Origin of the sequence: Faecalimonas umbilicata (assembly GCF_042846195.1) — a bacterium.
Classification (GTDB): Bacteria; Bacillota; Clostridia; order Lachnospirales; family Lachnospiraceae; genus Faecalimonas; species Faecalimonas umbilicata.
Map to the genome: position 1 here is coordinate 1,112,906 of NZ_AP031411.1, position 15,998 is coordinate 1,128,903.

Genomic DNA, 15,998 nt, shown 5'->3' on the forward strand with positions numbered 1-15,998 from the left:
AAGTTTTGTCGAATATTTATAACGTAAGGATTTTGAGACAGTTTTGGAAAGGGGGAAATCATGTATTATTCAGAAGACATCGTGGAAGAAGTCCGCATGAAAAATGATATCGTAGATGTGATTTCCGGCTATGTGAAATTGCAGAAAAAGGGAAGTTCTTATTTTGGACTTTGTCCATTTCACAGTGAGAAGTCCCCGTCGTTTTCTGTGAGCAGGGATAAACAGATGTACTACTGCTTCGGCTGTGGGGCAGGGGGCAATGTCTTTACATTTATTATGGAATATGAGAATTACTCGTTTGTGGAAGCATTAAAAATGCTTGCGGAGCGCGCGGGAGTGGAACTTCCGGAAATGGAATACTCTAAGGAAGCAAAAGAGAAAGCGAACCTAAAGAATACACTTCTGGAGATGAATAAGCTTGCGGCACGGTATTTTTACTCACAGTTAAAAGGGAAAAACGGAGAACATGCTTACCGTTATCTGACAGACAGAGGGCTTACCGATACAACGATCACACAGTTCGGACTTGGATATTCCAATAAATACAGCGATGATCTGTATAAATTTCTCAGAGAAAAAGGATATTCAGACGATTTGATCCGGCAGGCGGGATTGATCAATACGGATGAGAAACACGGAATCTATGATAAATTTTGGAACCGCGTCATGTTTCCAATCATGGATGCGAACAACCGTGTCATCGGTTTTGGCGGGAGAGTCATGGGGGATGGGAAACCGAAATATCTCAACTCGCCGGAGACACTGATCTTTGATAAGAGCCGGAATCTTTATGGATTGCATCGGGCGCGCACATCGCGAAAACCATATTTTCTGATCTGCGAGGGCTATATGGATGTGATCTCACTTCACCAGGCAGGATTTACCAATGCGGTTGCCTCGCTTGGAACAGCGCTGACAGCGGGACATGCCTCTCTGATCAAGCGGTATGTCAGTGAAGTCTATCTGACTTACGACAGTGATGAGGCTGGTACAAAAGCAGCTCTTAGGGCAGTGCCAATCTTAAAGGAAGCCGGGATCAGTGCAAAAGTGATCCGGATGGACCCATATAAAGATCCAGATGAATTTATTAAAAATCTTGGTGCAGAAGCATTTGAACAGCGGATTGGAAAGGCACGCAATGGATTTATGTTCAGCCTGGAGATTTTGGAGCGACAGTATGATATGCATACTCCGGAAGGAAAGACGGAGTTCTACTATGAGGCGGCAAAGAGGCTGGCGCAGTTCGAAGAGGAAATTGAGCGCAACAACTATATCGATGCCGTGGCAGAAGCTTACCATATCGGATACGATAGTCTGCGGAAATTAGTGGCGAAAGCGGCGGTGCAGTCGGGGATGGCGTCACCGGTGGCAAGACCGCGGACGACACATGCAAAAGAACAGCAAAAAGAAGATGGCATGCTTCAGTCGCAAAAGATTCTGCTTACGTGGATGATCGAAGATGAATCTCTGTTTGGAATGATCCGGAAATACATTATGCCGGAAGATTTTACGACGAAGCTTTACCGGACCGTTGCTTTACTGCTCTATGAGCAGTATGAGAAAGGAGAAGTCAATCCGGCAAAAATTATGAACCACTTCACAGATGAGGAGGAGCACCGGGAGGTGGCAGCTTTGTTCCATACGAAGATCAGGGAACTGACGACCAAAAGTGAGCAGGAGAAAGCACTCAAAGAGACAATCATCCGTGTGAAAGAGAACAGCATCGAGACGGCGACAAGAAATTTAGAACCGACCGATATTGTGGGATTACAGCGGTTGATGGAGAGTAAAAGAGCGGTGCAGGATCTGCAAAAACTGCATATTTCCATCAATTAAGGATAAAATAGAAACAGATTATGGAGGATAGACACGAATGGAAGAAAATACATTAAAACTGATTGAGAAAGTAAAAGAACTCATTGCACTTGGGAAAAAGAAGAAAAGCATTCTGGAATTACAGGAGATCAATGATTTCTTTTCAGATATGGAACTGGATTCTGAGCAGATGGATAAGGTGTTTGAGGCGCTTGAGGCGAGCAATATCGATGTGCTTAGAATCGGAGAGGGCGATGAGGACGACGATGATATCGAGATCATGCTCACAGAGGAAGATGAGGTGGATATGGAGAAAATCGACCTCTCAGTGCCGGATGGAATCAGCATTGAAGATCCGGTCCGGATGTATCTGAAAGAAATCGGAAAAGTACCGCTGTTAAGTGCAGAGGAAGAAATCGAACTTGCAAGAAGAATGGAAGAAGGCGATGAAGATGCGAAAAAGCGTCTTGCAGAGGCAAACCTCCGTCTTGTTGTCAGCATTGCAAAGAGATACGTTGGAAGAGGAATGCTGTTCCTGGATTTGATTCAGGAAGGAAATCTCGGTCTGATCAAGGCAGTAGAGAAATTTGACTACAATAAAGGATTTAAATTCAGTACTTATGCGACATGGTGGATCCGTCAGGCAATCACAAGAGCCATTGCAGATCAGGCGAGAACGATCCGTATCCCGGTGCACATGGTAGAGACAATCAATAAACTGATCCGTGTATCCAGACAACTGCTTCAGGAACTTGGAAGAGAACCGCTTCCGGAGGAGATTGCAAAAGAACTTGATATGCCGGTGGACAGAGTCAGAGAAATTCTTAAGATTTCCCAGGAGCCGGTATCTTTGGAAACACCGATCGGTGAGGAAGAAGACAGTCATCTTGGCGATTTCATTCAGGATGATAATGTTCCGGTTCCGGCAGAGGCTGCCGCAGCAACCCTTTTGAAGGAACAGCTGGATGAAGTGCTCAGTACACTGACAGACAGAGAGCAGAAAGTGTTAAGACTTCGTTTTGGTATGAATGATGGACGTGCAAGAACACTGGAAGAAGTTGGAAAAGAATTTGATGTCACAAGAGAGAGAATTCGTCAGATTGAGGCAAAAGCGCTGAGAAAGCTTCGTCATCCAAGCAGAAGCCGGAAGTTGAGAGATTATCTTGACTAGAGAGGAAGGAAAAGTGATGACAGAATTATCAGAACGGCTGCGTGCTGTGGCAGATCTCGTGGATGATGGGATGGTTGTAGCAGACATCGGAACAGACCACGGGTATATTCCAATCGCACTTGTGCAGGAGGGAAGATGTCCGAGAGCAGTTGCGATGGATATCAATATCGGACCGCTTGACCGCGCAAGAGCACATATTCAGGCGGCAGAGCTTTCTGAAAAGATCGATACAAGAAGGTCTGACGGGATGAAAGAGCTAAAGGCAGAAGAGGCAGATTGTGCGATTATTGCCGGAATGGGCGGAGCATTGACGATCAAGATCTTGGAGGAGAGCAGTGCGACAGCAAGAAGTTTGAAAGCGCTGATCTTACAGCCCCAGTCGGAACTTTATAAAGTTCGGGAATATTTGGCAGAGCAGGGGTATGAAATACTTGCTGAAGACATGGTGCTGGAGGAAGGCAAATTTTATCCGATCATGAAAGTGTGTCCGGGAAGTCCGTATACACTGACGAAAGAAGAGGCATGTTATGGAAAAGAACTTCTTTCTCAGAGGCATCCGGTACTCCAAAGCTTTCTTCATAGAGAGCTGGATATGAAGCGAAAGGTATTAAGAGAATTGGACGATAAAAGTGGTGATCATATTTGCCAGAGAAGAGAAGCACTGCAGAAGGAGACTGCATGTGTAGAAGGAATCTTAGGACAGTGGGAATCTGGGGGAAAGAAAAAGAAATAGAAGAAACGGGAGGAAAGAGCGATGCTTTGTAAGGAATTGACAGAGAAAATCGAAGAAGTATATCCGGTTTCGTATGCATGTGAGTGGGATAATGTAGGGCTTCTTGTCGGACGAGCCAACAAAGAGGTGAAAAGCGTTTATCTTGCGCTGGATGTGACCGAGGAAGTAATCCGGGAAGCGGTTCGGGTGAAGGCAGATTTACTCATTACGCATCATCCATTGATTTTTAAGGGGTTAAAGAAAATTTCAGATCAGGATTTTATTGGAAATCGTGTTGTACAATTGCTGCAGCACGATATTTCCTATTATGCGATGCATACGAACTATGATGTACTGCGGATGGCAGATCTTGCGGCCAACCGTCTAGGCTTACAGTCCATAGAGGTGTTGGAACAGACTGAGCCAAAAGAACCAGAGAAAGGAATCGGAAAATCCGGGCAGTTTGCAAGTGCGATGACTGTGAGGGAATGCTGTGAACTTGTCAAAGAGCGGTTTGCCCTTTCGAACATAAAAGTGTTTGGGGATTTGGACAGAAAAATTCAGAGAGTGGCGGTCTGCCCAGGATCTGGGAAGAGTGTAATCGGGGAGGCGATCAGAAAGAAAGCAGAGGTGCTGATTACCGGAGATATTGATCATCATTCTGGAATAGATGCTGAGGCGCAGGGACTTACGATCATGGATGCCGGGCATTATGGAATGGAACATATTTTTATAGAGGACATGAGAAAGTTTTTGGAAGAAAGATTTGAAAAACTGGATATCAAGTGTGCTCCGATCAGTCATCCGTTTTCTGTTGTGTAGCATAGAATGTAAGATGACAGAGAAGAAAGAAGGGAAACAGGTGGAACAACAGAGATATACCGTTCAGGTTGGGAAGGTACTCCGCCAGTATGAAGCGGGGACAACTTATGAGAAGATTTCAGAAGATTTTCAGGCAGAGTATGAAAATGATATTGTGCTTGTTTTTGTAGACAACCGTCTTCAGGAGCTTGGGAAAAAGTTAAAGAAAGACTGTGTATTAAAGTTTGTCACAACCGGTGAGGCAATTGGAAACCAGACTTACAGAAGGAGTATGAGCCTTTTGCTTGTGAAGGCTGTTTATAACGTGGCAGGGCATGAAAATATAGATAAAGTGAGAATCCTCTATTCTGTAAGCAAAGGGTATTATTGCAAAGTAGAGGGGAATGTTGTCGTCAATCAGGATTTCTTAAACCGGGTGACAATCCGTATGCGGGATATCGTAGAAGCAGACATACCGATTAAAAAGAGAAGTGTATCGACACCGGATGCCACAGCGCTTTTTCACCAGTACGGGATGGTGGATAAAGAGAAGCTTTTTGAGTATCGGAGAGGATCGAAAGTGAATCTGTACAGTTTGAATGAGTTCGAAGATTACTACTATGGGTATATGCTTCCGAGCACAAGATACTTGAAATATTTTGAACTGCATTTATATGATGAAGGATTTGTTATCCAAATGCCGGTAGCGTCAGCGCCAAAAGAGGTGCCGCCGTTTGTACCTCAGAATAAATTATTCCAGGTGTTGAAGGAATCTACAAGATGGGGAGATATGCAGGGAATTGAGACGGTCGGAGAGCTGAATGACATTATCACAAAGGGGGATATCCTTGAGGAGATGCTTGTGCAGGAGGCGCTTCAGGAAAGTAAGATTGCCTCGATTGCAGCGCAGATCGCAGCCAGACCGGAAGTGCGTTTTATTTTGATCGCAGGGCCGTCCTCTTCGGGAAAGACTACTTTTTCCCACAGACTGTCTGTACAGCTCAGAGTCAATGGGCTTGTGCCGCATCCGATCGCGGTTGACAATTATTTTGTAGACCGGGAACTGACGCCGAAGGATGAGAACGGTAACTACAATTTTGAATGTCTGGAGGCGATTGATCTAGAGAAATTTAATCAAGACATGACAGATCTTCTGGGAGGAAAGGAAGTACAGCTTCCGACATTTAATTTTAAGACTGGAAAGCGAGAATATATTTCGAGGCCGAAAAAGCTTGGGGCAAATGATGTCCTTGTCATCGAAGGAATCCACTGTCTGAATGATGCGATGACTTATAAGCTGGCAGCAGAAAATAAATTTAAAATTTACATCAGTGCATTGACACAGTTAAATATCGATGAGCACAACCGGATTCCTACGACAGACGGTCGTCTGATCCGCAGACTGGTAAGAGATGCGAGAACGCGGGGAACTTCTGCCCAACAGACAATCCGGATGTGGCCTTCTGTCAGACGCGGGGAGGAGGAAAATATTTTCCCTTATCAGGAAGATGCAGATGTTATGTTTAACTCTGCGCTGATTTATGAACTGGCAGTGTTAAAGCAGTATGCAGAGCCGATTTTATTTGGTATCGACAAAGAGTGTGAAGAGTATACAGAAGCAAAAAGACTTCTGAAGTTCCTCGAGTATTTTGTCGGTGTCGGAAGCGAAAATATTCCGAAAAACTCGCTTCTTCGAGAATTTGTCGGCGGCGGATGTTTTCAAGTATAGCAGGTGACAGTCATGTCAGAATATACATTGAGAGAGCAGAAGCTCAAACGAATGAAGGAACTGCGGCGCAGAAAGGTGCGGAGGCAGAAGATATTTCTCGGATGTACCGCCGGGGCAATCCTCTGTGTGGCTGCAGGGATCTTTGTGTATAGTAGAAGCTATACGTTAGACTTGAAGGCAAGGATACTTCCGGAAACTACAGTGGAAAAAGCAGTACCGCTGCTTGGAGGGAATATAGAACAGGCATTGGAACAGACGACAGAACTTGCAGTAAAAAATAGTGGAACAAAGGTCATTGCACATCGTGGGTACAGTTCTGAGGCACCGGAAAATACGCTTCCTGCCTATGAACTGGCAGCGCAGAGTGGTGCATGGGGAATTGAGGCAGATATTCACCGGACTGCAGATGGGGCATTTGTATGTATGCACGATCCAACTGTAGATCGCATGACCGATGGAACCGGAGTGATTGCGGAGATGACCTTAGATGAGATCCAGATGCTGACAATTGACAGTGGCAGCAACAGTTGGGCATATCCATATGCATGGGTGCCGACCATGGAGGAATTTTTGGAAGTATGTCGACAGAGTGGTGCAAATGCTGTGTTAGATCTTAAGTTTACTTCTGTAGAAGATATTATTTCGCTTGTGCAAAAAATACAGGAACTTGGGATGGAAGATTCCGTGGTATGTCTAAGCGGCAGTCTGGATCAGCTAAAGAAGATCCGGGAATGTTCTGAGATTATCCGTATCAAATATCTGGTGGAGGAAGGGACGCAGGAAACAATCGACCAAATGGCAGAATTGTCCCACAGTGGGATTGCAGCATCCAGAATCAGCAGCGATATGGTAGCCTATGCAAAAGACAAGGGAATCAGTATCAACGTCTGGACATACAATGAAAGCTGGGAAAAGCAAGAGTGGACCAATCAGGAGATTGATTTTCTGACGACGGACGATCTTTCCACTTAGATGGAATATGTAAAAAAGATAGAACTATAGTAAATGAGCGTGGCGTAAAATAAGGGATTTCATAAGAAATCTATTTTACGTCACGCTCATTTTTACGTTGTGGTCTTTTGAAAAATTGCCTGCATATCTTCTGGCAGAGGTGCTGTGAAGGTCAGTGACTGTTTTGTGATTGGATGGATAAAGGAGAGTCGGTAAGAGTGCAGTGCCTGACGGTCTATACAGTGATCCTCTGGATGGTAGAGAAAATCTCCCGGAAGCGGATGCCCAATATATTTCATATGAACACGGATCTGGTGGGTGCGCCCGGTCTCTAGTTTGAGAGAAACGAGAGAATACCCATTTTGATAAGCAAGCCGGTGAAAATGGGTGCAGGCATAATCACCGTGCGCGAAATCGACACAGCGCTCGATGGTAGAACCGTTTGCCCGCCCAATCGGTGCTTCAATCATCCCAGACTCTTCGACAAGACCGGTGGCAGCGGCAAGATATTCTCGATGAATCTCTCGTCTGGCGACCATATTGGACAAAAGAGAAGCGCTGTACATATGTTTGGCAATGATCAGAAGCCCGGTAGTATCCCGGTCTAAGCGGTTGATACAGCGGTAGGTGAAAGGAATGTTCTGAGAAGCAAAGTAGTAAGCAGCAGCATTGGCGAGCGTATTCTCATAATTTCCCTGAGAAGGATGAATCGGCATGCCGGAAGGCTTATTGATCACAAGCAGATCTTCGTCCTCGTATACGATTGGAAATGGAAGAGGCACGGGAACGATGTGCTCTGAGGAAGTTTCTTCCGCGATGGAAATCGTAAGAAGATCTCCACTTTGCAGCACTTCGTGTACCCGTGCCCAGACACCGTTTCGGCAGATGCCGTCAGGTGTCCGCTTTAAATGCGTGATCACCTGACTGGAATACTGCTGTTGCTTTAGGAAAGACTGGATCGTCATGCCGGCCATTTCATGATGGATCGGATAGGTAAATGTCCGTTTCATTATTTTGATTTAATCTCCCTCCATAATTCATTGTATAGCACATCGTTCTCGTCGCCGAGGAACTGGAATGTCTCACACCGTTCTAATTCAGAAGCATCCGGAAATGCGATAGTGCTGTTGCGGATTGCAGGATCTTCGATCAGTTTTCTTGCTTCTATGTTAGGTGTTGAGTAAGTAATGTAGTCGAAGTTCATCTTGGCGATGTCTGGACGGCAGAGGAAGTTGATAAATGCCTCTGCATTTTCTTTGTGCTTTGCATTTTTTGGAATGACCCAGGAGTCGATCCATACGTTGGAGCCCTCTTTTGGAATCACATATTCCAGATCCGGATTTTCCAGCTGGGTATAAATAGCCTCTCCGGAATAGATAACACCAATGGCGGCTTCATTTCCGATCATCTTATCGCGGACCTGGTCAATTACATATGCCTGCACAAGCGGTTTCTGTTCGATCAACAGTGCTTTTGCAGCTTCAAGCTCATCTAGGTCTGTGGAGTTTAAAGAATATCCAAGGTATTTCAGAGCAACAGCAAATGCATCGCGGACACTGTCCTGCATCAAAATATTGTCTTTGTATGTTTCGTCCCAGAGGACAGACCAGCTGTCGATCGGTTCCTTAACCATTTTTTTGTTATAGAGGATTCCGACAGTACCCCAGCAGTACGGAACAGAATATTTATTTTCCGCATCAAACTGGCGGGATTGCTCCATATACTGTGTGCCAATGTTTTTTATATTTGGAATATGATCAAAATTAATTTCTGCGAGCAAGTCATTCTCGATCATGCGCTGGATCATATAGTCGGATGGGCAGACAACATCGTAGGCGATGGCGCCGGACTGCACTTTTGGATACATGATTTCGTTTGTTTCGTATTCTTCATAGACAACCGAGATGCCGGTTTCTTCCTCAAACATAGTGATTACTTCCGGGTCAAGGTATTCTCCCCAGTTGTAGACAATTACCTGATTATCACCACTGACGGATCTCTTTGAACCGTAGAAAAATCCTCCGGCGATGATCACGATTGCCATAACTGCAGGAACGAGGCGCCGGAATACAAAGCGGGCAGCTTTACTTTTTTTGCTGACATATTTTCTGGTGCTGCCTTCTTTGGAAGAAGGAGAAACATTGACGAGAATCAGCAAGATTAGCACGGATACAAACAACAAGGTCGAAAGCGCATACATCTCCGGTTTGATCCCTTTTCGAACTTCACTGTAAATTTTTGTGGACAGTGTGTCCACGCCTGGTCCTTTTGTAAAGTGAGTGATGACAAAATCATCAAGGGACATCGTAAAGGCAAGCAGGAATCCCGAGAAGACACCCGGAAGGATATCCGGGAAAACTACTTTGAAAAATGCATAGATTGGAGAGGCTCCAAGATCCAGTGCAGCTTCATAAGTCCGACGGTTTGTCTGCTTTAATTTTGGCATGACACTTAAGATGACATAAGGAATGTTGAACGTAATGTGTGCCATGAGGATCGTTGCAAATCCAAGTGAAAAGCGGAATGCGATAAATAAGAGCATTAAGGAAATTCCAGTCACGATATCTGCATTTAGCATCGGGATATTGGTGACAGCCATCATCGCTGTACGGACTCTTTTTCGCATTGCCTGAATACCGATCGCGGCGGCGGTTCCGATGAGTGTGGCAATCAGCGCCGAAAGAAGGGCGATGATCAATGTTGTGTAGAGCGCATTCATAATCTGCTCATTCTGAAAAAGGGCAACGTACCATTTTCCGGTAAAGCCCCCCCATTTGGCGCGTGTCTTGGAATTGTTGAAAGACAGCACGACAAGGGTAATGATTGGGGCATAAAGTAAAATGAAAATAAGCCCCAGGTAGATTTTCTGTAATGTATTTTTAATCAAAATGCAGTTCCCTCCCCGTCTTTATCATATTTGGCGATGAGAGCCATACTTAAAATAATGAAGATCATCAGCACGAGTGAAAGTCCGGAGCCGACATGCCAGTTGCTTCCTTGTTTAAATTCCTGCTCGATGACATTTCCAATCAGAAGGATTTTACTTCCACCAAGAAGATCGGAGATGACGAAGGTTGTGAGCGCCGGAACAAATACCATGGTAATTCCGCTGATGATTCCCGGAACGGTCAATGGCAGTATGATTTTAAAGAAGGTCTGACGGTTGTTTGCGCCGAGATCTCGTGCGGCATTGATCACATCTTTGTCAATCTTTACGAGCACGTTGTAGATCGGAAGTACCATAAATGGCAAAAAGTTATAGACCATACCAAGAATGATCGCATAAGGTGTGTTGATGATCGCAAGCTGCGGCAGGTGGAAAAACGACAGAATACTGTTGATCACACCATTCTTTTCTAATAAAGTCTGCCATGCGAGCGTGCGGAGCAAAAAATTCATCCACATCGGAAGGATGAAGATCAATACAATAAAGCTTGTCTGGTTGACATTCATGGAGGCGAGGATCATCGCCAGTGGATATGCCATGACAAGGCAGATTAAAGTACTGATCAGAGACAAAAGAAGCGCAAGTCCGAGCGCTTTTAAGTTCTCCGGTGTTGTAATCTTTGCAAGGTTTGCAAAGGTAAAGGCACCATCCTGATCTGTCAGCCCATAATAGAAGATCATCAGAAGCGGGATGATGATAAAAGATACCGACCAGAATAAGTACGGTCCGGCAAGTAATTTTTTACTCTTCAACTGGAACCGCCTCCTCATCTTCAGATTCTGGCTTTTTCATAATCTGGATATCAAATGGGTCTACTTTGATTCCAACAGTCGTGCCGACCGGAACCATGTCTGTACTATGTACAAGCCAGTCAAAGTTATTTGCGGAAACTTCCATCTCATAGTGAACGCCTTTGAAGATCAGGTGTGTCACGACTCCCTCGAGAAGTCCTTCTTCTGGTTTTACAAGATCAATATCTTCCGGGCGGATCACAGCATCGACTGGTTTGTTTTTTCCAAATCCCACATCAACACATGGGAAATTGACGCCGAGAATTTTTACCAGTTTATCTTCGACCATGACAGCCGGAAGAATATTGCTTTCCCCAATGAAGTCAGCGACAAATGCATTTTCCGGTTCGTTGTAGATATCTTCCGGCGTACCGATCTGCTGGATATATCCCTGATTCATCACGACGATGGTGTCGGACATTGTGAGCGCTTCCTCCTGGTCGTGGGTAACATAGATAAATGTAATTCCGAGTTCGTTTTTCAGACGGATCAGCTCATACTGCATATCCTGTCTCAATTTCAAGTCGAGGGCGCCTAAAGGTTCGTCGAGCAGGAGTACTTTTGGCTCATTGACGATCGCGCGGGCGATAGCGATCCGCTGCTGCTGTCCGCCGCTTAAAGAGTCCGGAGTACGGTTTTCGTAACCATCGAGGTTGACAAGCTTTAGCGCATAGCGGATTTTGTCATTGATATATGCTTTTGATTTCCCTTTGATCTTCAGTCCAAATGCAATATTTTCTGCAATGGACATGTGGGAAAACAGAGCATATTTCTGGAAGACTGTGTTTAGCTGTCGCTTATTTGGCGGGACATTATTGATATTTTTTCCGTCGAAAATAATGTGTCCGGAATCACAGCTCTCAAATCCGCCCAGGATGCGGAGCAGAGTTGTCTTCCCGCATCCACTCGGTCCGAGCAGTGTCAGAAATTCATTCTCCCTGATATATAAGTTGAGTTCATCGAGGACGAGATTGTCCCCGTAGGATTTTGATACATTTACAATATCAATTAATTTGTTAGCCATATGCTCACTCCTCCTTCGTTTTGTTAAATAGATGTTTTGTACATGAAAACAATTAGAAATAATTAAAAACTGGGTGGTGTGCTTACCCAGATAAATTTTGCACCAGTCTTTTTTCCCGCACTGATCGAATGTTCACAGTTCGGGGTAAAATAGAAAGTCTCTCCCTTTTTGGCCGTGTATACCCGCTGCCCGAGATGGATATGGATCACTCCTTGAAGGACATATCCGAATTCCTCTCCCTCGTGGGGTCTGTCTGGGTAAGTGGAGCCTCCGGGGAGTAAGGTGACACGGATCGGTTCCATCATATTCTTCTGTGCATTCGGGATGATCCATTCGATGGTGTTGAGAAGTTCCGCATCTGTTTTTTCAAAGAAATCTTCTTTAGGAAATACGATCTGCTCATCGGAGTCATCGGAGAAGAAATCTTTCAGATTTGTCCCGAGACATTGCAGTAGATCGACCAGCGTTGCAATCGAAGGGGAGGTAAGATCTCTTTCTATCTGGGAGATAAATCCCTTCGAAAGTTCTGCCCGATCGGCAAGTTCTTCCTGCGTAAGTCCTTTCTCCATGCGCAATTCCCTGAGTTTATTGCCTATATTCATATATACGGACATCCTTTCCATACGTATAAGTACTATTATAAATAAACAAAAAGTTTACTATTTCTAAACAAATGTGCCTATATTATTATACTCTATTTCAGGTAATAGTCAATCAGAAAATGAAGAAAAACAGATTTTGTTGAAGGTTATCCGCCTTGATAGGTTATGCAGGTGATAGGGCTTAGAAAAGAATTTCAGAAAAGATTAAGAAAGAATGAAAAGAAAAGTAAAAAAAATTTGTTAAACTGAAGACAGACAAAACGTTCGCGTATAATATTGTCTGAAAGAATATCATACGCGAACGAAAAATATTATTAAAAATAGCTTATAGATTCTTTTGGATCTTATCTTTTGTAAAAGGAAAGAATCTTATCCAGTCTGGAACTCATGTTGGCAAATAACAGATCGATCAGTGTGAGTGCCACCATGGACTCTACGACAACGACTGCACGCGGAACGATGATCGGATCATGGCGTCCGTGAATGGAAAGATCGATATTCTCAGATGTAGTTGTCACAGTCTGCTGTACTTGTGAAATAGAAGGTGTCGGTTTAAATGCAGCGCGCAGGACAATGTCTGAGCCGTCGCTCATTCCTCCGAGGATTCCGCCGGAATGATTTGTCAGCTTTGAGATGGAGCCGTTTTCGCAGGTGAAGGCATCGTTGTTGATACTTCCATGAGAAGTGGCTGCCTGAAAACCGTCACCAATCTCCACACCTTTGACAGCACCGATGGACATAACGGCTTTGGCGAGAGCGGCATCGAGCTTTTCAAAAACAGGCTCACCGATTCCGGCAGGCATTCCGTGAACGGTACATTCAATGACTCCTCCGGAAGAATCCTGTTTTTCCATACATTCTTTTAAGTATATTTCTGCCTGTCCGGCATATGTATTATTAGGCATATACAGAGCATTTTCCATAATCTCAGTCAGATGATATTCAGATGTAGGAACGGTAACAGGTCCGATCGACTTGGCGTAAGCCATGATAGTAATCCCCATTTCTGCGAGCAGTTTGGAGGCAATAGCACCGGCAGCGACACGGCCGATCGTCTCACGCCCGGAAGAACGACCACCTCCGCGATAGTCACGGAATCCATACTTGCTGTCAAAAGTAAAGTCGGCATGTCCGGGACGGTAGCAGGAAGCGATATTTCCGTAATCTTTGGAGCGTTGATCTTGATTGCGGACAATTAATGAAATTGGTGTTCCGGTCGTACGTCCTTCAAATACACCGGAGAGGATTTCTACTTGATCCGATTCGTTTCGCTGTGTCGTGTAGCGGCTTTGACCAGGCTTTCTGCGGTCGAGAAAGCACTGGATTTCTTTCGCGGAGAGTGCAAGTCCGGCAGGACATCCATCGATGACGACACCGATTGCCGGACCGTGGGATTCTCCCCAGGTTGTGATGCGGAATGAATTTCCAAAATAGGAACCAGCCATATATAAAAACTCCTTTCGTGACAAAAATATTACAAACTTTTGTCATTATTATATAGGAAGTTAAAAAAAGTGGCAATGCTTATTTTATACTGTACTTTTAGAAAGGGACGTATTATAATGTTTACTAGATATTGTTTAGAGAAAGGAAATAGATACTATATGGGCGGCACGAATGATAAGAGAAGACGCCAGGGATCTGGGAACAGACATGCAGACGGGCGTGTAGATGACATCGAATACTTCTCCTATCGTCTGGATGATGGTCCGGATGAGGAGAATATAGAAGAGATAGAGAAGAAAGAAAAGAAAAGAAAGAATCCGCGGCCGCGTGCCCAAAGATCTGATCTTCAGAAGGCGCAGTTTACGGCTGAACTTCCAAAAGAGTTACGGACACAAAAGGCAAAGAATCTTGCGCGGAAAGAACTACAGAAGCAGCATGAGCAGAAAAGAAATCATCAGGAAGAATCTGTTAAAAAGAATTCCCAGCACAGGGAGGAGAGCAGAAGATCTTCTGAGATGCAGCTGAAACAGAACGCGAAGAACTCATCAGGAAGCCATTCAGCAAAGCAGGATCATCAGAAAAATGGCAAAAGCAGCGAGAAGAAAGAGCAGATGAAGAAGAAGGTATTGTTTATCGCAGGAGGGATTCTTGGAGCGGCAGCGCTTGTTTACCTTGGATTTGCTTTCTATTTTACAAAGCATTTTTATTTTAATACAACCATCAACGGAAATGATTTTTCAGGTAAGACGGTAAAAGAAGCAGAGTCTTATATGGAGAAGCAGGTACAAGGTTATACACTTACCTTAAAGGAAAATGATGGCGGAACAGAAGTGATCAGTGGAGAGGATATTTCTCTGGAATATCTTCCTGGGAAAGAACTGGAGAAGATTGTAAAAGATCAGAATGCGTTTCTGTGGATTCGGGCATTGTTCCAAAAGGGAAGCGCAGAGGCGAAAGTGGATGTCCAGTACGATGAGGCGGCATTAGATGCATTGATCAGTGGACTTCAGTGCATGAAGTCGGAGAATCAGACACCGTCAGTATCTGCGAAGCCGACATTTGACGGGAATACATTCGTGATTACAAAAGAGGTAGAGGGCACACAGTTGGATCAGGAAATCTTCCGCCAGAAGATCAAGGAGAAGATCAGTGGATTCCAGCATGAGGTGGATCTGGAAAAGGAAGGATGCTACCTTAAGCCAAAATTTACTGAAGATTCACCTGAAGTTGTGGCGGCGAGAGATAAGATGAATTCGTACCTCGGAGGAACGGTCACTTATCAGATGGGAGCGACTCCGGAAGGAATTGACAAGGCAAAGCTTGCAGAGTGGATTACAGTCGATGAGAATATGAATGTCACATTTACGACGGATGGGATTTCTGCATATGTAAGAGATCTCGCATCCAGATATGATACAGTAGGAAAGACGAGAAGTTTTACGACACCAACCGGTAAAGCTGCGACTGTATCTGGCGGTACATATGGATGGAGTATTGATGAGCCGGCAGAGATTGAGCAGTTGAAGGCAGATATTGCCGGAGGAAAGCCGGTACAGAGAGAGCCTATCTATGAAAAACGTGCTGCGTCATTTGGTGCGACAGACTGGGGCAATACGTATGCAGAAGTGGATTTATCTACTCAGCATATGTGGTATATCCAGAATGGAAATGTAGTGTTGGAGACAGATATCGTATCAGGACTTCCGACGCCGGACAGGATAACACCAGAAGGGGTCTACGATGTACTTTATAAAGAAAGTCCGTCTATTCTTGTCGGAGAGAACGATCCGGAGACAGGAGAACCAATCTATAAACAAGAAGTAAGATACTGGATGCAGTTTACCTGGAGTGGAGTCGGATTCCACGATGCGGACTGGCAGCCGGCATTTGGGGGCAGTCTGTATCAGAGTGCCGGTTCTCATGGATGTATCAATATGCCGATTGATAAGGCGGGGCAGCTGCTGAACTTGATCAGTGCAGGAGTTCCGGTTATTTGTCATTATTAAGTC

General features: G+C 44.7%; 13 protein-coding genes. 7 read left to right on the forward strand and 6 right to left on the reverse strand.

Annotated elements, in window-relative coordinates:
* Positions 1-60 precede the first annotated feature (60 nt).
* From dnaG to ACGG81_RS05310, 6 genes are read left to right on the forward strand one after another with little or no spacing between them, the layout of a single operon-like run.
* The gene (dnaG, locus tag ACGG81_RS05285; RefSeq protein WP_390109973.1) at positions 61-1,836 is read left to right on the forward strand and encodes a DNA primase; all 1,776 of its coding nucleotides are present in this window, start codon (positions 61-63) and stop codon (positions 1,834-1,836) included.
* 37 nt (positions 1,837-1,873) lie between these two features.
* Positions 1,874-2,986 (forward strand): RNA polymerase sigma factor RpoD, encoded by a 1,113-nt coding sequence (gene rpoD / locus ACGG81_RS05290; protein ID WP_008976133.1) that lies wholly within the window; start codon positions 1,874-1,876, stop codon positions 2,984-2,986.
* Between the two features lie 16 nt (positions 2,987-3,002).
* Positions 3,003-3,719: a tRNA (adenine(22)-N(1))-methyltransferase gene (locus ACGG81_RS05295; protein ID WP_390109976.1), complete on the forward strand. Its 717-nt coding sequence runs from the start codon at positions 3,003-3,005 to the stop codon at positions 3,717-3,719.
* 21 nt (positions 3,720-3,740) lie between these two features.
* Positions 3,741-4,520 (forward strand): Nif3-like dinuclear metal center hexameric protein, encoded by a 780-nt coding sequence (locus tag ACGG81_RS05300; protein WP_009262712.1) that lies wholly within the window; start codon positions 3,741-3,743, stop codon positions 4,518-4,520.
* 13 nt (positions 4,521-4,533) lie between these two features.
* Positions 4,534-6,228, forward strand: coding sequence for a nucleoside kinase (locus tag ACGG81_RS05305; protein WP_390109979.1), 1,695 nt, complete (start codon positions 4,534-4,536; stop codon positions 6,226-6,228).
* A gap of 12 nt (positions 6,229-6,240) precedes the next feature.
* Positions 6,241-7,200 carry a glycerophosphodiester phosphodiesterase gene (locus ACGG81_RS05310; RefSeq protein WP_009262710.1) on the forward strand — a complete coding sequence of 320 codons (960 nt, stop codon included), beginning with the start codon at positions 6,241-6,243 and terminating at the stop codon, positions 7,198-7,200.
* Between the two features lie 92 nt (positions 7,201-7,292).
* Here the strand turns inward: ACGG81_RS05310 and ACGG81_RS05315 are convergent, their stop codons facing one another.
* From ACGG81_RS05315 to aroC, 6 genes are all read right to left on the reverse strand, one after another.
* Positions 7,293-8,189: an RluA family pseudouridine synthase gene (locus ACGG81_RS05315; RefSeq protein ID WP_016439198.1), complete on the reverse strand. Its 897-nt coding sequence runs from the start codon at positions 8,187-8,189 to the stop codon at positions 7,293-7,295.
* Complete coding sequence (locus ACGG81_RS05320; protein WP_009262708.1) at positions 8,189-10,066, reverse strand: extracellular solute-binding protein; 1,878 nt, start codon at positions 10,064-10,066, stop codon at positions 8,189-8,191. Before ACGG81_RS05320 ends, ACGG81_RS05315 begins: the two co-directional genes overlap by 1 nt.
* Positions 10,063-10,896 (reverse strand): ABC transporter permease, encoded by an 834-nt coding sequence (locus tag ACGG81_RS05325; protein ID WP_008976126.1) that lies wholly within the window; start codon positions 10,894-10,896, stop codon positions 10,063-10,065. The genes ACGG81_RS05320 and ACGG81_RS05325 overlap by 4 nt, the downstream gene beginning before the upstream one ends.
* On the reverse strand, positions 10,868-11,941 hold the full coding sequence (locus ACGG81_RS05330; protein ID WP_008976125.1) for an ABC transporter ATP-binding protein: 1,074 nt from the start codon (positions 11,939-11,941) through the stop codon (positions 10,868-10,870). Before ACGG81_RS05330 ends, ACGG81_RS05325 begins: the two co-directional genes overlap by 29 nt.
* A 62-nt stretch (positions 11,942-12,003) precedes the next feature.
* Positions 12,004-12,543 (reverse strand): helix-turn-helix domain-containing protein, encoded by a 540-nt coding sequence (locus ACGG81_RS05335; protein ID WP_016440220.1) that lies wholly within the window; start codon positions 12,541-12,543, stop codon positions 12,004-12,006.
* 344 nt (positions 12,544-12,887) lie between these two features.
* Positions 12,888-13,988, reverse strand: coding sequence for a chorismate synthase (gene aroC, locus ACGG81_RS05340; protein ID WP_390109986.1), 1,101 nt, complete (start codon positions 13,986-13,988; stop codon positions 12,888-12,890).
* A gap of 117 nt (positions 13,989-14,105) precedes the next feature.
* Here aroC and ACGG81_RS05345 point away from each other — a divergent pair, with 117 nt between their 5' ends.
* On the forward strand, positions 14,106-15,995 hold the full coding sequence (locus ACGG81_RS05345; protein WP_390109989.1) for a L,D-transpeptidase family protein: 1,890 nt from the start codon (positions 14,106-14,108) through the stop codon (positions 15,993-15,995).
* Positions 15,996-15,998 lie beyond the last annotated feature (3 nt).